Below are 21,149 nucleotides of genomic sequence, written 5' to 3' on the forward strand. Positions count from 1 at the left end.
TTTCATTTCTAACAAATAGATAAGGAGATGACTCTACGCTATGGCAAGAAAAAAGGATTTCCAGAGCGCATTTGATATCATCGGACCTGTAATGATGGGACCTTCTAGTTCACATACAGCAGGCGCAGTAAAAATTGGTAACGCAGGACGAACAGTACTGCAAGGCGAACCAGAAAACATTGAAATTCATTACTATGAATCTTTCGCAAAAACACATTTAGGTCATGGTACTGACGTAGCTATCATTGGTGGATTATTAGGTTATAGTACCTTTGATGAACGTATTAAAAATTCAGTTGAAATTGCTAAAGATGAAGGTATTAAAATCAAATTTATCGAAGAATCAGGTAAAAGCTTAGGTGAACACCCTAACTGTGCGCTAATTAAAGCAGATAGCGGCGATCGTCACATCGAAGTGAACGGTATTTCAATTGGTGGCGGAACAATTAAAATTAAAAGTATTAACGTAAATGGACAATGTATCTTAATGAACCATGGTTTACCTATCTTAGAAGTAGATGGGCCAACGGATAATGCTACAATTAATCATTTGATTAATGATTTAATCGAAAACGGTGCAGACATTAACGAAGAAATTAAGACGATTAACCAAGAAGGTTGCTTAATCGCAATGCACCTAAACAAAGCACTTAGCGAAGATGTGTTAGACAAAATGAGAGAAAAATATAGCGACTTAAACTTTGCATATATTAAATAAAGAGGTGTAATTATGTTTGATACTATTCAAGAAATCATTGATTACTCGAATAAACATGACATGAGTTTCGCAGAAATTATGATCCAAGATGAGATGGAACGAAGCGGACAATCAAGAGAAGAAGTTCGTGAACAAATGAAACAAAACTTAGAAGTAATGCGCGACGCAGTTAAAAAAGGGACAACTGGCGAAGGCGTTAAAAGTGTAACAGGGTATACTGGTCAAGATGCAATTAAAATTAAAAACTATAATGAAAACAATCATTCACTTTCAGGTAATGAAATGATGCAAGCGGTTATGGGCGCAGTTGCAACTAACGAAGTGAATGCAGCAATGGGTATTATTTGTGCTACTCCTACAGCTGGTTCTTCAGGTACAATTCCTGGTACATTGTTTAAATTAGAAGACACACATGGTCTTACTGAAGATCAAATGGTCGACTTCTTATTCTCAGCTTCAATTTGCGGCCGTGTTGTTGCAAACAACGCAAGTGTTGCAGGCGCAACAGGTGGTTGCCAAGCTGAAGTTGGTTCAGCATCAGCGATTGCAGCAGCATCAGCTGTTCAAATTTTCGGAGGCTCACCAGAAGCTTCTGGTCATGCATTAGCAATTTCATTAAGTAACTTGCTTGGACTTGTATGTGACCCGGTAGCCGGTTTAGTTGAAATCCCATGTGTTATGCGTAATGCAATCGGTTCAGGCAACGCATTGATTTCTGCTGACTTAGCATTAGCAGGTGTAGAAAGCAGAATTCCAGTTGATGAAGTTATCGAAGCAATGGGCAAAATCGGCCGCAACTTACCAGCAGAATTACGTGAAACTGGTTTAGGCGGATTAGCAGGTACTCCAACTGGCGAAGCTATTAAACGTAAAATCTTTGGCGATGCTGAAGTTAAATCATAAAACGATGTATTCAATTTGATACAAGCTATTCAAAGAACTGAGACATTATTTTGTCTTGGTTCTTTTTTTGTATTCTAGAAAGAATTATCAAATATTTCAAATAATTCGTAAAAATTGATTGAAAATTGTGACATTAATGGGTAAACTAGTCAAAAGGGGTTGATGAGATATGATACTTAGATTAGTTTTAATTTTAATTGCTTTTGTTGCAAACACTACACTGACTTATTATTTGGTAGATTTTGGGGAAGTTGTACAAAACTTTTTGAAATCAATGTCTATCAGTATGATTCTCGTCTTTATTTTTTACTACGCAAAGTTAATGATTGAATTAAAAAGGGAATAATAAAATAACAAATACAAAATGAGATGGCTTGGGGAAGCATCTCATTTTATTTTGCTTAAAAAAAGAAAGGATGATTGAATATGTCTACACTAGTGATTATTGCACATCCAGAGATACAGTCTGCCCATGTCAATCAAACGTGGAAAGAAACCTTGCAGTCGCGCTCGGACTTAGTTACAGTTCATGATTTATATGAAACTTATCCAAATGGAGAAATCGATATAGAGAAAGAGCAGCAATTATTATCCGCACATGATCATATCGTATTTCAATATCCAATGTTCTGGATGAATTATCCTCCATTATTGCAAAAATGGTTCGATGAAGTATATACACATGGATTTGCTTTCGATGGCGGCGATGCTTTAAAAGGTAAACATTTTGCTTTAGCTATTTCATGCGGTCAGCCAGAAGACCACTATCAACATTCTGGTCCGATTGGTTATTCAATTGATGAAGTGGTGATACCGTTGAAAGCAGTTATTAATTTAGTAGGCGGCCATTATTATGGAATACACGCTATCTATAATACTGATGATATCGAAAACTTCGCTGCTATTGCTGAAAATGCAGACGCATATATTAGATTTGTCGAGAAATTTGCTGAGCAATAAGCGAACACATCTCTTTCAACTCAGAGAGGTGTATTCTATACTATGAATATCACTAATTAAGGAGAGTTTTCATGGATAACAAAGAGATGCGTCAAATTATTATCGATGCTTTTAATTTCAGACACGCAACAAAGCAATTTAACCCTGATAAAAAGGTGAGCGATGCTGATTTCCAAACAATTTTAGAAGCGGGTCGTTTATCACCAAGTTCTATCGGCTCTGAGCCATGGCGTTTTGTCGTTGTACAAAATGAAGAGATGCGTGAAAAATTAAGAGAAGTTGCACCAGGTGCAATCGGCAAATTAGAAACAGCAAGTCATTTCGTGATTCTTCTTGCACGTAGAAATGTTAAAGCCGACTCTGAATATTTCAGACATATGTTGACTGATATTCAGAAAGTACCAGATGAAAAGCTTGAAGATATGGTCAAAGGCTTTACTTCTTTCCAAAATGACAACTTGAATCTTTACGAAAGCGAGCGTTCATTATGGGATTGGGCCAGCAAGCAAACGTACATTGCTTTAGGTAATATGATGACTGCAGCAGCATTATTAGGTGTAGATTCATGTCCAATGGAAGGGTTTAAAATGAAAGAATTGACAAAATTCCTTGAAGATGAAGGTGTCATGAACTCAGAATACTTCTTACCTTCTGTAATGGTCGCATTCGGTTATCGTAAAGAAGACCCTAAACGTGGTAAAACACGTCAATCACAAGATGAAGTTGTGGAATGGGTAATGTAAGTCGTATCACATAGTTTGTCTGAGACTTTTTGAGAGGTACTCTTTTGATTCCTGACCTTTCAAGAGGTCTCTTTTTTATAGAAAAATTATCTGAATTTTGTGTCTGCTCTTATAGTTTGAATGTTATAATTAAGGTTATAAGCCTTTTTTCTGAAGAGATAGATAGTGGGTTGCAAGTAAGAGGTATACATAGTAAGGGAGAGGTTATGATGGTTAAAATTAAAATGTATGATGTAGAAACGTATGAGGAACAATTTATTAAGGATTGGGTGCAGGCACATGATGTGGAAGTGGATTATGAGCATGGCCCATTAACGAAAGAGAATGTTGAAGACGTGAAGGGTTATGATGGCATTTCTTTAAGTCATAATGGCCCGTTCGACTCTGATTTGTTTGAAATATTAGCGTCTTATGGCATTAAACAGATTGCTCAACGCAGTGCAGGCTTTGATATGTATGATTTGGAAAAAGCGAAGGCAAATGGCATCTTGATTACGACGGTACCTAGTTATTCTCCAAGTTCGATTGCTGAATATGCTGTGATGGGTGCATTGTATTTTGTCAGACAAGTTCCGTTAGCGCAACAACGTGTGCAAGCACATGATTTCAGATGGAAAGGCGATATTATGTCACGCACAGTCAAAGATTTGACGGTGGCAGTTATCGGCGTGGGTCGTATCGGTAGTATCTCAGCACGTTTATTCCATAGTTTCGGATGCCGTGTAGTGGGTTATGATTTGGTGCGCCGTCCTGAAATGGAAGATATTGTGGATTATAAAGAGAGTATGCTGGATGCAATTACGCAAGCGGATATTGTGACGTTACATATTCCGGGCAATAAAGAGACATATCATTTATTTGATGATGAAGTCTTCCGTCATTTCAAAGCGCAAACGATTTTCGTTAATGCGGCACGTGGTATGGTCGTGGACACTCAAGCTTTCTTAAAAGCTTTAGATAGTGAGAAAATTGCGGGCGCGGTGATTGATACGTATGAAAATGAAGCGGAATATTATAGAAGAGATTATTCTGGTAAAGTAATTCAAGATGAAGTGTTGTTGCATCTGATTGAGCGAGATGATGTATTAGTGTCGCCACATATTGCATTCTTTACAGGTGAAGCGGTTAAAAATTTAACAGAGGGCGGTTTAAATAGTACGCTGGAAGTCTTAAATACGGGCGATTCTGAATTCCGTATTAATTAAATAAGATAGTTTATACGTTACACCAATATGAGATAAAAAGGGGGGACGTGCTACGTGAAAGTATTTATCAATCTAAAGTGGTTTTTTAAACAGGAAAAGGCTAGGTATTTATTAGGATTATTAGTCTTATTAGGCATCGCACTTGTACAATTGGTACCGCCTCAAATTATTGGTAAGACCATCGATTTGATTGGCACTAAGAAATTGACAGGCCATGATTTGCTGATTTATATGCTGTTATTAAGTGGTGCTGCGATTATGACTTATGTCTTAAGATATACATGGCGTGTGTTGATTTTCGGTACGAGTAATAAATTGGGCAAAATTCTGCGTAATCGTTTATATGAGAAATATACTTCGATGAGTCCTTCATTTTTCCAGCAGAGACGTACAGGAGATTTGATGGCACATGCTACTAATGATATTAATGCCGTGCAAGGTGCAGCAGGGCCAGGTATATTGATGATCAGTGATTCATTGATTACTGGAACATCGATCCTGATCACGATGGCGATTACGGTCAATTGGAAGCTGACTTTGATTATCATGCTGCCGATGCCGATTTTAGTTATCTTAACGAGTTACTATGGACGTTTAATGAGTAAAGGATTCAAGAAAGCGCAAGCGGCATTTAGTCGTTTAAATGATAAGACGCAAGAAAGTATTGCCGGCATTAAAGTAACGAAAACGATGGGTTATGAAAAGAGTGACCAGAAAGATTTCAAACATATCAGTGATGATGTAGTGCAGAAGAATTTGAAGGTCGCGCAAATTGATGCGTTATTTGATCCGACCATTATGCTGGTGATTGGTACAAGTTATTTCTTAGCGGTTGTCTGCGGTTCATTTATGATCTTCCATGACACAATTTCGCTTGGACAGCTGATTACTGCAACGACTTATTTAGGTATGCTGGTATGGCCATTGCTCGCACTCGGCTTTTTCTTCAACATTATTCAACGCGGCAACGCCTCTTACGAACGTATTGACGATATTGTGAATACGCAAAATGAAATTGATACCTCCTATACAGTGGAAGGTTATCCTTCTGGAGATATTACTTTCAATATTGAAAGCTTCAGTTTCCCAGATGCAGAACACCCTGCGCTGAAAGATGTTCATTTTACCATCAAAGAAGGCAGTACGGTGGGCATTGTCGGCAGAACAAGTTCAGGTAAGAGTACGTTGTTGCGTTTGTTGGTTCGTGAATTTGATACGAAGCGTCCGGAAGACATTACTTATGGCGGTATTCCGCTTCGCGATTATGAAATTCGTCATTTGCGTGCAATGTTCGGTTATGTCCCGCAAGATAATTTCTTATTCTCTACCACTATTAAGGAGAATATTGCCTTTGCGGACCCTGCGATGGAAGAAGAGAACGTTGCAAGCGCTGCTCAATTAAGTTATATTCATCATGATATTTTAGACTTCCCGAAAGGGTATGACACGATTGTCGGCGAGCGTGGCGTTTCTTTATCCGGCGGTCAAAAACAACGTGTTTCTATTGCGCGTGCGGTCATACAGAACCCGCCCGTCCTAATATTTGATGATTCTTTATCTGCAGTCGATGCGGATACCGAGGAACATATTCTAGACAACATGCAGAATGAACGTCAAGGCAAGACGAATATTATAACTGCCCATCGTATGAGTGCAGTGAGTCATGCTGATTTGATTATCGTGATGGATGAAGGTACTGTTGCTGAAAAAGGAACACATGAAGAACTGCTGCACAATCAAGGCTGGTATGCCCAAACTTACCAATCGCAACAATTACGTGACGAACTGACACGCAACCTCGATGATATCACGCAAGAGGAAGGGGATGACTCTCATGCCGAGACATAATAAAGCGCATTACGATTACCAATTAAGCGCTCGAGATCAATGGCGCGTCTTAATGCGCTTAATCCGTTATACCTTCCCATTCAAATGGATGATTGCGGCAGCTTTCGGCATGCTGGCGATTTCTACAGCAGCGAGTGTAGCCACGCCTTATATCGTGAAAGTATTCATCGACGATTATTTGACACCGAGACACTTTCCGCAACACGAAATTATTTGGCTCGTAGTCATCTTTATCGCAATTGAACTTGTAGGAGCCATTACGACCTATATTAATATCTACATGTTCCAAAACTTTGCCTTTAAGATCATTCAACAACTCAGAATTGATGCTTTCGATAAAATCGGCAACCTCGGTATGAAATACTTCGACGAGGTACCGAGCGGCAGTATCGTTTCGCGTCTGACTAATGACACCGAAGCCATTGTCGACATGTTTACAGGCGTATTTGCCTCATTCTTGATGGCCCTTTTTACCGTGATTTCCAGTTTCATCATGATGTTCATTTTAGATGTCAGACTGGCCCTCATGGCGCTGTTATTTATGCCGATTATCATCTTAGTACTCGCACTCTACCGTAAATACGCTTCCCTCTTTTTTGCGGAAGCGAGAGAACGGCTTTCTAGCTTGAATGCGAAACTGGCCGAATCTATCGAAGGCATTCGGATGATTCAAGTCTTTAATCAGGAAAAAAGACTGCAGGAAGAGCTTGCAGAAATTAATGAGGAGTACTACCAATATAATCTGAAGACCATTCGCTTGGACGGATTATTATTACGACCTGCCATTGGAATGTTAAGTATCTTTGCGACAGTGATGATTCTGAGTTATTTCGGCTTATTAAGCTTTTCATCAACAGTAACTGCAGGGGTAGTTTATGCCTTTGTGCAATATATGCAGCGTTTCTTCGAACCAATCAACCAGGTCAGCCAGAATTTAAATATCTTCCAGCAAGCCTTAGTTGCAGCGAACCGTGTATTTGCACTGCTGGATAATGATACCTTAGAGCCGAAACAAGAAGCGGTGGCAGACCATCTCATTACAAACGGTAAAATAGAATTTAAAGATGTCACTTTCAGTTATGACGGTGAACATGACGTATTGAAACATATTACGTTCACTGCTAATCCAGGAGAAACAGTAGCCTTAGTCGGTCATACCGGCTCAGGGAAAAGTACGATTATCAACTTGTTTATGCGTTTCTATGAATTTCAGCATGGAGAAATCTGTGTGGATGGTCATTCTATCAAGACGATTCCAAAAGAAGATTTGAAACGTAAAGTTGGTTTAGTATTGCAAGATCCCTTTATTTTCTATGGAACGATATTCACGAATATCAAACTGTATCACCCGACGATGACCTTTGAACAAGTGAAAGATGCGGCTGAATTTGTTCATGCCGACCGTTTTATCAACCAACTGCCTGATCAATATAACCACAAAGTTGTGGAAAAAGGGAGTGCCTTTTCGAGTGGGGAACGCCAATTGATCGCCTTTGCCAGAACAATGGCCATCGACCCTAAAATCTTGATACTCGATGAAGCGACTGCTTATATTGATTCAGAAACAGAAGAACAAATTCAAGATTCTCTCAAAGTCATGCGTAAAGGGCGTACAACTTTAGCCATTGCTCATCGACTTTCAACGATTCAAGATGCCGATCAGATTTTAGTATTGAATAAAGGTGAAATAGTCGAACGCGGTACGCATGAAACACTATTGAAACAAAAAGGCATTTACTATAATATGTTCCTGTTGCAAAACGGGCAACATTAAGAGGAAGGGGAAGCGGGATAGAAATAATTTTTGTTCCGTTTCCACTTTCAACATCTACCTCAATTTTATAAAAACATAACACCTTCAGAGGCTGACACAACAATAATAAGCCCCCTATAAAGTTTTCACTTTTCAAGTGTCTGCTTTATAGAGGGCTTATTATAATATCTTAATTTATTTTACTTTATATTGCTTATGTGATTATTCTTTGTTGGCATAAAATTGTTGGAATTCTGGAAAATGATGAATGATATTTCTTGCATATGAACTTGTGCAAGTTATCTTCAAACCATTTTCATTAGCGTAATCTATTACTTTTTCAACCAATTTGGTCCCCATCCCTTGGTTGCCTAAAGTATCACTTACAGCTGCATAATGAATATCAATTGTTTGATCATTCACCTTTCGGAATTGAATAATAGCGTCTGGTTGATCGACATCCCCGATGTAAAATTGATTTTCACCCTTCTGTAAATCTGTCATACTTTACCCCTTCTTTACTTAATTTTAATTACATATTAAATATTACAGTAAAAGAAAAGGGTAGACAATAAAATAAAGGCTTTTTTGTCTTTTTTCTCAGAATCTTTTTAAAAATAAAAAAGAAATAAAGAGCACAATATTTCAGAAATAGGAATAAAATTAAGCGAGAAAAAATTCAGAATACTAGGAATCTAAAAGATTTGTCGAATACCATTGCAATTTACTGAGAGAAAGGGTATAGTTTAAACCATAATGATTACGATTTGGAGGGACTAATGTGAAAATGAAAAAGGCAATATTCATTTTGTTATCTCTTGTCTTGACTGTAGCTTTAGCAGCTTGCGGTAACGGCGGCAACGATAAAGACAGCGGCAGTAAAGATAAGAAGAAAGAATACAGTGAAAACCATAAGATGAAAATCAATACAACAGTATTTGCTTTCCAAAGCTTTGCAGAGCAAATCGGCGGTAAATATGTAGATGTGAAATCAATCTACCCACCTGGTTCAGACATACATAATTTCGAACCGACTCAAAAAGAAATATTGAATATCTCAAAAGGTGATTTATTCATCTATACAGATAAAGAGATGGACCCAGCAGCAGGTAAAATTGCGAAAACAATCAAAAATAAAGATGACGTCTTGTCATTAACAAAAGGCATCAGCAAAAAAGACATTCTTCCTGGTGAAGAACATGAGCATGAACACGAGCATGGTGACCACGAAGAACATGGTGAAGACCATAAACATGAGCATGAACATGGTGAAGAACACCATCATCATGGCAAATACGATCCACATATTTGGTTAGATCCAGTTGTTGACCAAAAATTCGCTAAAGAAATTAAAGACGAATTAGTTAAGAAAGACCCAGACCACAAAGATTACTATGAAAAGAACTTCAAAAAATTAGACAAAGATATCGCAAATGTTGATAAAGATATGAAACAAGTATCTAAAGACAAAAAACGTGATAAAGTCATCATCTCTCATGATTCATTATCATACTTAGCAAAACGTTATAACTTCGAACAAGAAGGCGTTAACGGTATGAACAATGATGAACCAAGTCAAAAAGAAATTTTAGCTATCGTAGACGAAGTTAAAAAATCTAAACAACCATACGTATTGTATGAACAAAATATTCCATCTAAAGTAACTGACATCATCAGAAAAGAAACAAATACAAAACCATTAAGCTTCCATAACTTGTCAGTATTGACTAAAGATGAAGCTAAAGACAAAGATATTACTTATCAATCATTGATGAAGAAAAATATCGAAACGTTGAAAAAAGCTTTAGATGAATAATATTAATAAAGAAGGATCGGGACAAATCAATGTCTCGATCCTTTTTTCTTTAAATATGTCTTATTTTTACTGCTGTACCATATGCGACGACACTTGATGCTGTCTCACTGATTTCATTAGAATCAAAGCGCATTGCAACCACTGCATCAGCACCTTTTTCAACAGCAGCTTCTTGCAAGCGATAAATCGCTTCCGCACGTGCATTTTCTAACATTTGCGTATAACTTTTAATTTCTCCACCGAAAATATTTTTTATAGAAGCACCGAAATCTGAAACCGCATCTCTAGACTGTACCGTAATACCGAAAACCTCTCCAATCGTTTCGACAATCTCGTAATTAGCAATTTGATCGCTGGTTACGACTAAAATTGACGTATTGCTCATTTATATCACTCTCCAATTATTATTTTTCAATCTTATTGTAGCTAATTTCACCACAGAGATACATTAATCATGCGCTGTCTCAAGCCCTTAATAAAGTGACTTTAAAAAGTGGAAACAAATCATCGGTAAATGGAAACATAATGCTATGTATAAAAATAAAGGCAAGTGTTAACGTTTACATTAAGAAAGCACAAACAGAAATGACTTCGAAGATGCACTGATAATACAGCATCTAGACATAACAAACTATAGATAGAGGTGGAAAGATTGGAAAGGAAATTAACACGCTTTGAGAAATATGCATTCGGATTCGGAACAGTAGGGAAGGATGCGATATTTAATATTGTCAGTTTATTTCTGATGTTCTATATCACTGACATTGTGGGATTGTCTCCAGCATTTGTCGGTATTCTCTTTTTTGCAGCACGTATTTGGGATGCCATTAATGATCCGATGATGGGCATGGTAGTCGACAACACACATAACCGCTTCGGCAAATTTAAAACTTGGCTAGTCATCGGTACGCTTATCAACGCAGGTATTACTGTCCTGCTCTTCACTAATTTCAATCTGCCAGGCAACGGAATGTATATTTATATTTCCATCATGTACATCATTTGGGGCATGACTTATACCATCATGGATATTCCATATTGGTCATGGCTGCCAAACTTGACGAATAACCCGAGAGAACGTGAAGAAGTAGCAGTCGTTCCGAGATTCTTCGCCAGCTTTGCTGCATTTGTGATCGGCAGTTTCGGACTTTTCTTTATTCATCGACTCGATGACGCACTCCAGCATCCATTTAAAGGCGCAGGGATGTTTGCACTTGCAGTGATTTGCAGTATTACCTTTTTAATTACTATTGGTATTACCGTATTTTGCGTACATGAAGACACTGAAATCGAACGTCAGAATGCCATCAAAGTACATTTTAAAGATTTATGGCGCATTCTTTTCAGAAATAAAGAATTGTTAGCCATTATCGGAGTAATCTTAGCCTTTAATCTCTGCGGACAAATGATTAATGGCATTATTCTCTACTACTTCAAATATGTTGCTGGTGTGGAAAGATTATTCTCTGTATTTAATACGATGATTCTGATTGAGATGGTGTCACTATTGATTTTCCCTTACTTAGTTAAAAAAGTAGGGCGCAGTGCTGTCTTCAATTATGCTGTGTTCGGAATTGTCAGCGGGCTCATCATTATCCTAGCAGCCGGATTTATAGCACCGCATGCAGCCATCTGGGTTATCATCGGAGGCGCTTGCATTCGTTTCGGCACAGGCACTTTAGTCGGTATCAATACTGTAGCTTTAGCCGATGTAATTGATTACAGCGAAGTGAAATTCGGACAACGTAATGAAAGTGTTATTACCTCAACGCAAACCTTTTTAGTCAAACTCGCACAAGCCTTTGCAGGATTGAGTGTCGGCGTCGGACTATCGCTCATCGGCTATACACCGAATGTGACGCAAACTGCTGAAACCGTTTGGGGCATCCGTATCGGCATGGTAGGAATACCGCTGTTCTTCATCTTACTTTGCAGTCTGCTCTATCATAAAGCTTTTAATTTGAAAGGTGACTTCTTGAAAGATATTGAGAAAACTTTGGAATATAAACGTAAACGTGAAAGACGTACGCCGATTCATCATGAAACACCCACCGAAGAACAAGTAACCTTCCAAGAGTAAAGTGCTCAGAAATCAGGACGGCTTAGTGTCATCAGAATGCAGCTTACTATAGATATTCCGATATTCAGAAGGATTCATATTAAAATGACGCTTAAAGGCGCGCGAGAAAATAAGAGGGTCATGATGGTAACCCACCATTTCAGCAATCGCATAAATCGGTTCCTGAGTATGTATTAAATGTTGGGAAGCATGATACATACGCAAATGATGGAGGTAATCTTTGGGTGAAGTATTAAAGTACTTGCGAAAGGTTTTATAGAGATAACTGCGACTTACATTCGCAGCATCAGCAATCTTATTAACAGAGATAGCATGTTTATAATTTTGATTCATAAATTGCAGGGCAATCTGAACTTTTGGATCGACTTCCGGTTCCGTATATGTAAATTTTTTCGGAAAGGTCTTCTGCAAGTCATACAATAATTCAAAGACATACTGATTCAATTTAATATCATCCGATTTCTCAATTTGCATACGTTCTGCAGTGTGACAAATCTTCTGTATTACCCGGGAAATATCGGCAATATTTTGCTGCTGAATGACCACGTTATCTACAATACTCGAGCGTGATAAATAATTTAAAGCTTGTTTCCCGCTGAGACCTACCCAGAAATACGTCCAAGGATTATTTTTAGCAGCTGTGTAACTGACTTCCATTCCTTCTTTTAATAAAAAAATATCACCTTTCTCTAGATGATAAGTACGTCCTTGATATCGGAAAGTTCCGGAGCCGTGAGTAATCACGTGCAATACAGCGGTCTTAGTGACTGTATAGGTATAGCCGACATTCGGCGTACCCAACTCAATACCGCATTCATCGATATTAAACTCAAAATTTTCTTTGACAAATTTTTTCCAGAGCAACTGCACAACCATCACTCTCTTTCTCTTGTGATAACCCTATTATAACATGCAGCTGCCGTAGAAATTGTTTGGAAATATTCATTTACAAGGAGGACTCCCGCTTTGAAATTAGATTTGCATTATAACTTAAAACAATTACATGTTAATACCTTAACTTACACCAATCACTTTGTTCCTTGTCATAACACGGACGAAGCGGACGCTAACCCGAAAGACTTAGAGAAAGCCTGCGTTACACCGCTCAACGGCACTTGGTCTTTTGATTTTTACGAAGATGTGGAAGCCTTTGAACAAGCCCTGCATCATAAAGGTGACGGAGAACTGACCGTACCAGGTGTGTGGAATTTGAAAGGTTATGACCAAATTCAATATGTGAATATTAAATATCCGATTCCTTTCGATCCGCCGAACGTTCCAGCAGATAATCCCTGCGGCTACTACCAACGTAACTTTGAACTTGCCACACTTTATCCCGAGCAAGACCACCAATACGTTTTGAACTTTGAAGGCGTCAGCAGTGCTTATTACGTGTGGGTCAATGGACAATTTGCAGGATACAGCCAAGTCTCGCACTCCATCTCCCGTTTCGATATCACAGACTTGGTTGCCGAAGGTCCTAACACCATCGCCGTACTCGTCGTGAAATATTCTGACGGGACCTACTTTGAAGACCAAGACATGTTCCGCCATTCAGGCATATTTCGCGACGTCTACATTACAGAAAGACCCGCTCGCCGAATTGAAGACTTTAAACTCGACACCACGCTCAATACCTCAGAGAATACAGGACAAATCCACATCGATATTCGCAAACAAACAGGCAATCCTGCCATCAGTTACGCTCTTTTCAACCCTAAAGGCACTCTAGTGGAAAAAGAAACCCTGGAAGAGCAGGCAACAATTTCGATAGATGCCCCTGACCTTTGGACTGCAGAAACACCGTCTTTATATACCTTGCATCTAATAACAGCAGAGGAAATCATCGTGCAGAAAGTCGGCATACGAGAAGTCAAAATCAAAGACCAGCAACTGTGGATCAACAACCAATCTGTTAAATTACGCGGTGTCAATTATCATGACAGTGACCCGATAACAGGCTATGCGGTGTCAGAAGAGCGCTTGATTGAAGATTTGACTTTAATGAAAGAAGCAAATTTTAATGCGATTCGTACAGCACATTATCCTAAATCACCACGCTTCTATGAATTAACCAATCAATATGGCTTCTATGTCATGAGTGAAGCGGATTTAGAAACGCATGGCGTTGTAATGTTATATGGTGATGAAAATACAGAAGATTTTAATCTTATTGCTAATAACCCTAAATATGAGGCGCCAATTTTAGACAGAGTGACAGCTTCAATTGTGCAACTGCAAAATTATTCGTCTATTATTATGTGGTCGTTAGGGAACGAATCTGGTTATGGTCAAAATATGAAGAAGGCAGCAAAGTTAGCCCATCAATTAGATGCAACGAGACCGATTCATTATGAGAGCGCTTTTTATGCTGAAGGCGGAGAAGACTTCAGTAAATTAGATGTTATTAGTCGCATGTATCCTTCTCCATCTGAAATTAAAAAACGTTACTTAACGAATAAAAAGATGACGCAGCCCTTTATCTTATGTGAATATGCACATGCAATGGGCAACTCTCCAGGCGGCTTAAAAGCTTATCACGAATTAATGGAAAAATACCCAGCCTTTATTGGCGCATTTGTATGGGAGTGGTGCGATCACGCGATAGCTGATGGATTTAAGAATGGTCAGTATTGCTTCAGATATGGCGGCGATTCAGGAGAAAGTCTGCATGGCGGCAACTTTTGTGTCGATGGGATTGTCAGCCCAGATCGTATACCGCATGACGGTTTTTACGAATTTCAAGAAGTCCATCGACCATTAGTGTTGAAAAAGTATAAAAAACTGAAATGGACCGTACGTAATCAATTAGATTTTCTGAATTTGGCGGATTATATTACTGTTCATGCTCAATTTACAACACGCTATGGTGAAAGCAAGACGGTGCCTTTAGAAATTAATGACTTGAAACCACACGAAGAAAGCGTTATTAATTTCACACCTTTACTTAAAGAAAATGATTTACATTTTGATGCATTAAGTGATATCAAGTTGTTTTATTATGCGAAACAAGATAGGGGTTTATTAAAGGCAGAAACATACTTAGGTCATGATCAAGTGGTTTATCAACGTCAAGCAGTCAATAAAGTAGCTGCCAAAGCAGGTATGATTACCGGACAAACTTCTTTGAAGATATGTGATAATATTGCTGCGATAAAAATTAAAGATTGGGAATATCACTTTGATACTGAAAAGGCCTCGTTAAATTTTGTAAGTCATCATAATATTCCGTTGCTAACTGCACCTACACAAATTACAATTTGGCGTGCTCCAACAGATAACGATATGTATGTATCGCAAAAGTGGAAAAAAATGGGCTATTCAGATTCAAGCATACGCAGATATGGATTTACCATTAACGAGGAAGAAGACAAGGTCACATTGATATTTGATCTTGCGCTTTATAGTGTGCATGTGCCGAGAATTTTGAATATCAGACTAAGTTGGGAAATTTATTCGGATGGACATATCGATGTCAGTATGAAGGCAGCAAGAAATTTACGCATGCCGTCATTACCACGAATAGGAATGGTATGGTCATTGCCGAAAGAATGCGAAGCGGTGCGTTATTATGGCAACGGACCTTTCAGCAGTTACAGCGATAAGAACTTAGCGAGCTATTTAGGATGGTTTAATACCACAGTTGATGATAATTTCCGACCGCATATCCGACCTCAAGAGGACGGCAGTCATAATAATACAACGTTGTTAAATCTTTATAGCAAGCATCAAGCAGTTGGATTTATATCAGATGAACCGTTCAGCTTTAATGTTAAACATTATTCAGACCAGCAAATGACTACAACTGCACATCATGATGAGTTAGTTAAAGAACCTTATACCTTTGTGCATATCGATGCAGCGCAAAGTGGAATAGGGACTAATAGTTGCGGTCCTAAATTGCCGAAACGCTATCAAATTAATCAAGAAAGTTATGAATTAAATTATCGTGTGGATTTTAATGAATTGAAATAAATGGGGGAGCAGAACAGAAATAATTTTAGTTAAAATTATTTCGTAGTACCGCGCCGACAAAGCTAATTAGAATAGAGGGAGCGGAACAAGCGTATTTTCTATTCAGATAGCTACTGTCAACTTGGAAAGAGGAGCTGAGGACGAGCTCCTCTTTTTAATTATTTTTGAAAATTCAGCTTGCATATTTGGGAGCAGAGAAAAAGTGTCGATGATTATAACGAGGCGGGTGAGATGATGGTGGGATTTGTTTTAGAGAGGCAGTTTTATGGCAAAGTGTATAGGCAGGAGAGAGGCGCCTATACACTTTTGCCCTAAACTGTCTAGGCGAGGAAGTGGCGCCTATACACTTTTGCCCCGAACTGTCTAGGCAGGAGAATGGCGCCTTTACAGTTTTCCCTCAATCATACAAAAAGACAGAGAAACTGAGGCGTAATAATGTCCCAGTCCTCTGTCTATCCAAGTTAATTATCTTATTCGAAAAAGCGATGAGACATCAAGTCTTTTAAATTCGCTATTTCTTCTTTAATCAATTGTCCTGTATTTGTGTCACGAATACGTTTACGTGTTAGTTCTTCATCCACTAAGCGTTTTGTAGATAATTCATCTGCACCATAGCGTAATACATTTTCTTTGGTATTGAAATGTTGGTGTGCAACTAGCTGCATGCCATAAGAATTATACAACAATGTATACCCTGCGATACCTGTAGTAGATTGATATACTTTTGAGAAGCCGCCATCAATGACAATCATTTTGCCATCAGCTTTTATTGGATTTTCTCCATCGATTTCTTTTACCGGGGTATGGCCATTAATAATATGGCCGGCTTCTGAATCTAAATCAAACTCTTCCAATAAATGACCTACAATTTCAGCATCCTCACGTAATGAGTAATAAGGATTTTTCTCTTCCTTATGCGTCGCTTTATCTTTAATAAAGTAACGTTCGAAAGTAGTCATTGCTCTTTTTCCGAAAAGGGAAGAATATTTGCCAGTCCATAAATACCATACGAGATCTGTTGCTAAGTCATCAGTAATATCTTTATGGCGGAATGCTTTGCGCATATAATCTTCGAATTGATCTAATAAATCGCGACCGGAATAGAATTCGCCGTCAATTTCCATGCCCTCCATTTTGCCGTTTTCATCAATCGGAATGCAGCCATGAATCAACAGGTTGCCATTGTATGGTAAATAAAGAGAACCTTTGTCCATTAAGAAGGTCATATGGCGTTTCAATTTCTCAGATTCTTGCACCGATACTAACAATTTATCAATGACTTCTTGTTCTTCTGGCAACATTTTAGCTGGATCTTCAGGATCTACAGTCACAAAGCATGTATCTGTTAAATCGTGTGTTTCTCCATGCAGCGTATAAGTTAGATTATCATAGTCTACATGTTCTAATACTAAACGATCTTCCATTTCGAAAGACGGACGACGTTTGATAATTGGAATCTCTAATTTAAATTGAATCATCGCAATAGCTTGATGTATTTTAGTGATTTGCAGTTGCTCTTGTTCTGATAGATTAGAATCTGGACGTAATTTCGGACGGAAAGCCGGATTATCCCCGTAGTATTTTTCCGCAAGGCTGAGCAAGGGACGCAAGTTGATACCATACGCATCTTCGACAATATTTAAATTATCGTAACGTGCGCAAATACGTAGAATGTTGGCAAGGCAAACTTTAGAGCCGGCATACGCACCAATCCAAATCGCATCATGGTTACCCCATTGAATATCTACTGAGTGGTAATCAATCAATGTTTCAACGATTTTTTCTGGTTCAGGACCACGGTCGTAAATATCGCCGACGACATGCAAGTGGTCTACCACTAATCTTTGAATTGTATAAGACATACCAATAATTAAATCATCAGCTTGTTGCGTCTCGATAATTTGATTCATTAACGTATTATAATAAGGTGTTTTATTGTCGAGTTCGTTATTTTTGTATAACAGTTCTTCAATAATATAAACGAATTTTTTTGGTAATGCTTTACGTAATTTAGAACGTGTATATTTTGAAGCGGAATATTGTATCATTTGTATCATTTTTTCAATTGTTTTTTCATACCAATGATTCAATGGTGCTTTTGTTTCAAAATTGCTTTTAACTAATTTTAATTTATCTTCTGGATAGTATATTAAAGCCGTAAAATCACTGATTTCTTGGTTAGACATGATATCTTTAAAAATATCATTCACCTTTGTACGCACATTGCCTGAGCCGTTACGCAGTACATGTTGGAATGAAGCATATTCACCATGCAAGTCGCTGACAAAGTGTTCTGTTCCTTTCGGCAGTTCTAAAATAGATTCTAGACTAATGATTTCTGTTGCTAATTGTTCTTCGTGATTAAATTTTTCTGCAAGCAAGTCAAAGTATTTATGTTTAAGTTCACGATCTGTGGTCTTCATTTATTCCTCCTGTGCTTCTATATTAATAGCGCTTACATTTGATTATTGTACTTTTTTAAAAATTTTTCAATGGTAGTGATAGAATTGTTAAAAATAAGTCGCACGAAAAAGTAAACGATTTCAAAAAATACGTAAAAAGCGTTATTTTCTACATATAAGTATGATATTATTATTTTTGAATACAATATAATTTACATCAGGAGGAGCTATGACAAAACTTTTATCCGTTCAGCAATTAAATAAATCATTTAAAGATAGCAATTTTAGAATTAATAACGTTTCATTTGAAGTACATGAAGGTGAAATTGTAGCACTTATAGGAAAGAATGGTTCGGGGAAGTCTACTTTAATCCGTATGATTGCAGGAGATTATCCAATTGATCAAGGTACGGTGAGCTTTTTTGGAGCACAACCAAGTATGAATGATACGGCGTATAAAAATGAAATCAGTGTAGTCTTCGATGCCCTTAATTTTCCTAAAAAATTTACGGTTAAAATGATTGATAAGATATTCAAACAATTATATACAAACTGGAACAGTGCTCAATTCTTTGCGTGGATTAAGAAGTTTGAGTTACCTGCAAACCAACAAGTGAAACAGTTCTCGCGTGGCATGTCGATGAAGGTATCAATGGCAGCAGCGCTTTCGCATCAAAGCCGTTTACTCATTCTCGATGAAGCTACTGCAGGCTTAGACGCAGCTAGCCGTGGAGAAATTCAAGATGAGTTGGAAAAATTTGTGCATGAAGGCAATCGTGCAATCTTGATGACATCACATATTGCAGAGGATGTAGAACGATTAGCGACCCGTCTCTTCTTTATTAAAAATGGAGAAGTAGCCGCACAGATTTCGAAACGTGAACTATTTGAGTCCTTTGGAATATTAAACTGTGATGCAAAACAGTTCAGCACTCTGGATAAAGAAAGTATTCTGGCATACAAAGAACATTTAGGACAATTTGAAGTGCTTTTAAAGAAAGATAATTCGGAAGACATCAGATCGCTTTCAGGTATAGATGAAGCGAACAAAATCATCTTAGGAGGGACAGCATCATGAAGGGACTCATTCTTGGACAATATTATGCGACTGTCAAAGCGCTGATTATCTATTTAATTATAGCTGTTCTAATAACTCTTTTGATGGCTTTTTCAGGCGGAGAAAGCAGTGGATTATTAAGTTTATTAATTGTAATGTTTGCTATTTCAGCGGGTACTGACAATTTAAAAAATGAGGCTGCTGCAGAGTGGTATAAATATGCGGTGACATTGCCAGTAAGTCGCAAACAAATTGTACAAAGTCATTATGGCTATTATCTCATTACAATGTTGATTGGAGTAGGCATAACTTTAATAGGACTGGTTGCTGGCAGCTTGTTGGGTAATTTAGAAATGGCAAATGTTATTGAGGCGTTTGGTATCAGTTTTTCAATCGGTTTACTTATGACATTATTGTATCCTTTTACTTATTCTGTCGGGGCAGATAAATCGAATATGATACAAATTATAGTTGGAGTTATTGTTTTGTTTATATTCTTTGTCTTTAATTTTATTTCTTTGATAATAGGAGGCACTATTTATGAGTCAGGTGGAGATGCGATGCAACATGTAGAATTTGAATTAATTCGCCAGTCTATTTTTATTATAATCAGTTTAGTTGTAGCTGCAGCAGGTTACTTCATAGGATTAAACAAATTTAAGAAAACTAACTTTTAAAAGCAAAACGTATGAACATGCAGTTTGTAATTCAAGCATGTTCATACGTTTTTTAATTAGTTTGCATTTGAATTTTTGCGACGTTTTGAAATGAAGCGGATAACAAAGATAATAAATAAAATGGCTAGAATAGCCAACATGATTGTCGAGTAAGTATGCATTGCATTGAGAATTTGATGCCAGTTGTCACTAAGTGCTTTGCCTAAATAGATTAGACCGAAGTTCCAGATGGTTGTTCCTAACAATGAAAGCACCGCAAACGTAACCACATTCATACGACTGACGCCTGCTGGAATAGTAATTAAGACACGTAACACGGGAACAAAGCGACATAAAAATACTGCAGCAGCTCCATATTTTCTGAACCAATCATTGGCACGTTTAACATCTTTACCTTTTAATTTCATCCATTTACCGTATTTGTCTACGAAACGATAAAGTTTCTCTTCGTTGACTAAGCGACAGATATAATACAAGACTAGCAAACCGATAAATGAAGCAACGGTAGCAACGATTAATAGCATCCAAATAGAAATGTGAGATTTAGCTGATAAGACGCCAGCGAAAGTCAACACAACTTCTGAAGGGACAAAAGGTAAAATATTTTCTGAGAGAATGAGGATGAAAATTGCCAAATATCCCCAGCGGCTAATAAAATCCGTTAGAATTTGTTCCATTTTTAATAATGTGACTCCTTTTGAAGTTTTTATATAGAGTTAGTTTATTTAATTTTATGATGATTCAATTATACATACATCGATAATCATTGTACTAAAGAATGCGGAAAGTTACACATAATTTGAGGCTGAAATAGTGAAAATACATCTTGAAATGGAGTAGGAAATACGGTGAATCCACTTCTTCATTCGCTCGTAAATTAATATTTATTCATTAAAGAAAACAATAGAGAAGTTTCTTTTTGGTGAAATATTAAGATAGAGATTTTTATATTTTTGCACTAGAAAGCCTTTCAAATTAATAAAAACCGACTGATCAAGTCGACTTAATTTTC

The 21,149-nt window shown here is 37.6% G+C and carries 18 protein-coding genes; 13 read left to right on the forward strand and 5 right to left on the reverse strand.

All coding sequences use genetic code 11. The features are described from left to right. The first annotated feature begins 40 nt into the window (after window positions 1–40). From sdaAB to CKV71_RS02650, 8 genes are all read left to right on the forward strand, one after another. A complete protein-coding gene (gene sdaAB / locus CKV71_RS02615; protein WP_095103528.1) occupies window positions 41–718 on the forward strand; it encodes an L-serine ammonia-lyase, iron-sulfur-dependent subunit beta in 678 nt (225 codons plus the stop codon). Window positions 719–730: 12 nt separating this feature from the next. Further along, a complete protein-coding gene (gene sdaAA / locus CKV71_RS02620; protein ID WP_095103529.1) occupies window positions 731–1,621 on the forward strand; it encodes an L-serine ammonia-lyase, iron-sulfur-dependent, subunit alpha in 891 nt (296 codons plus the stop codon). A 169-nt stretch (window positions 1,622–1,790) separates the two neighbouring features. Next, window positions 1,791–1,967, forward strand: coding sequence for a hypothetical protein (locus tag CKV71_RS12515; RefSeq protein WP_095103530.1), 177 nt, complete (start codon window positions 1,791–1,793; stop codon window positions 1,965–1,967). An 80-nt stretch (window positions 1,968–2,047) separates the two neighbouring features. Continuing rightward, window positions 2,048–2,581: an NAD(P)H-dependent oxidoreductase gene (locus CKV71_RS02630; protein WP_095103532.1), complete on the forward strand. Its 534-nt coding sequence runs from the start codon at window positions 2,048–2,050 to the stop codon at window positions 2,579–2,581. 71 nt (window positions 2,582–2,652) lie between these two features. Continuing rightward, the gene (locus CKV71_RS02635) at window positions 2,653–3,324 is read left to right on the forward strand and encodes an NAD(P)H-dependent oxidoreductase (RefSeq protein WP_095103534.1); all 672 of its coding nucleotides are present in this window, start codon (window positions 2,653–2,655) and stop codon (window positions 3,322–3,324) included. 209 nt (window positions 3,325–3,533) lie between these two features. Beyond that, a complete protein-coding gene (locus tag CKV71_RS02640; protein ID WP_095103536.1) occupies window positions 3,534–4,529 on the forward strand; it encodes a D-2-hydroxyacid dehydrogenase in 996 nt (331 codons plus the stop codon). Between the two features lie 54 nt (window positions 4,530–4,583). Beyond that, window positions 4,584–6,377 carry an ABC transporter ATP-binding protein gene (locus tag CKV71_RS02645; protein ID WP_095103538.1) on the forward strand — a complete coding sequence of 598 codons (1,794 nt, stop codon included), beginning with the start codon at window positions 4,584–4,586 and terminating at the stop codon, window positions 6,375–6,377. Beyond that, window positions 6,364–8,151 (forward strand): ABC transporter ATP-binding protein, encoded by a 1,788-nt coding sequence (locus CKV71_RS02650; protein WP_095103540.1) that lies wholly within the window; start codon window positions 6,364–6,366, stop codon window positions 8,149–8,151. The genes CKV71_RS02645 and CKV71_RS02650 overlap by 14 nt, the downstream gene beginning before the upstream one ends. 201 nt (window positions 8,152–8,352) lie before the next feature. Here the strand turns inward: CKV71_RS02650 and CKV71_RS02655 are convergent, their stop codons facing one another. Continuing rightward, on the reverse strand, window positions 8,353–8,634 hold the full coding sequence (locus CKV71_RS02655; protein WP_095103542.1) for a GNAT family N-acetyltransferase: 282 nt from the start codon (window positions 8,632–8,634) through the stop codon (window positions 8,353–8,355). A gap of 283 nt (window positions 8,635–8,917) precedes the next feature. Here CKV71_RS02655 and CKV71_RS02660 point away from each other — a divergent pair, with 283 nt between their 5' ends. Further along, window positions 8,918–9,946, forward strand: a complete 1,029-nt coding sequence (locus tag CKV71_RS02660; RefSeq protein WP_095107219.1) for a metal ABC transporter solute-binding protein, Zn/Mn family — start codon at window positions 8,918–8,920, stop codon at window positions 9,944–9,946. A gap of 49 nt (window positions 9,947–9,995) precedes the next feature. Here CKV71_RS02660 and CKV71_RS02665 read toward each other — a convergent pair whose 3' ends face one another. Further along, entirely contained in the window at window positions 9,996–10,331 is a 336-nt protein-coding gene (locus CKV71_RS02665; protein ID WP_167376360.1) for a YbjQ family protein, read from the reverse strand. 267 nt (window positions 10,332–10,598) lie between these two features. Between CKV71_RS02665 and melB the strand changes: the two genes are divergently transcribed. Beyond that, window positions 10,599–12,026, forward strand: coding sequence for a melibiose:sodium transporter MelB (melB, locus tag CKV71_RS02670; RefSeq protein ID WP_095103544.1), 1,428 nt, complete (start codon window positions 10,599–10,601; stop codon window positions 12,024–12,026). Window positions 12,027–12,038: 12 nt separating this feature from the next. Here melB and CKV71_RS02675 read toward each other — a convergent pair whose 3' ends face one another. Beyond that, entirely contained in the window at window positions 12,039–12,902 is an 864-nt protein-coding gene (locus CKV71_RS02675; RefSeq protein WP_095103546.1) for an AraC family transcriptional regulator, read from the reverse strand. Between the two features lie 90 nt (window positions 12,903–12,992). Between CKV71_RS02675 and CKV71_RS02680 the strand changes: the two genes are divergently transcribed. After that, window positions 12,993–16,001 (forward strand): glycoside hydrolase family 2 TIM barrel-domain containing protein, encoded by a 3,009-nt coding sequence (locus CKV71_RS02680; protein ID WP_095103548.1) that lies wholly within the window; start codon window positions 12,993–12,995, stop codon window positions 15,999–16,001. A gap of 470 nt (window positions 16,002–16,471) precedes the next feature. On the opposite strand, the gene CKV71_RS02685 is transcribed toward CKV71_RS02680, so the two are convergent. Then, window positions 16,472–18,424: a fructose-1,6-bisphosphatase gene (locus tag CKV71_RS02685; protein ID WP_095103550.1), complete on the reverse strand. Its 1,953-nt coding sequence runs from the start codon at window positions 18,422–18,424 to the stop codon at window positions 16,472–16,474. A 208-nt stretch (window positions 18,425–18,632) separates the two neighbouring features. Between CKV71_RS02685 and CKV71_RS02690 the strand changes: the two genes are divergently transcribed. Together CKV71_RS02690 and CKV71_RS02695 are read left to right on the forward strand one after the other, a co-directional pair. Beyond that, on the forward strand, window positions 18,633–19,481 hold the full coding sequence (locus CKV71_RS02690) for an ABC transporter ATP-binding protein (protein WP_095103552.1): 849 nt from the start codon (window positions 18,633–18,635) through the stop codon (window positions 19,479–19,481). Beyond that, a complete protein-coding gene (locus CKV71_RS02695; RefSeq protein WP_095103554.1) occupies window positions 19,478–20,137 on the forward strand; it encodes an ABC-2 transporter permease in 660 nt (219 codons plus the stop codon). Before CKV71_RS02690 ends, CKV71_RS02695 begins: the two co-directional genes overlap by 4 nt. A gap of 56 nt (window positions 20,138–20,193) precedes the next feature. On the opposite strand, the gene CKV71_RS02700 is transcribed toward CKV71_RS02695, so the two are convergent. Continuing rightward, window positions 20,194–20,814, reverse strand: coding sequence for an undecaprenyl phosphate transporter UptA (locus tag CKV71_RS02700; protein ID WP_095103556.1), 621 nt, complete (start codon window positions 20,812–20,814; stop codon window positions 20,194–20,196). Window positions 20,815–21,149: the final 335 nt, after the last annotated feature.

It is taken from the genome of Staphylococcus piscifermentans, from assembly GCF_900186985.1.
GTDB lineage: Bacteria > Bacillota > Bacilli > Staphylococcales > Staphylococcaceae > Staphylococcus > Staphylococcus piscifermentans.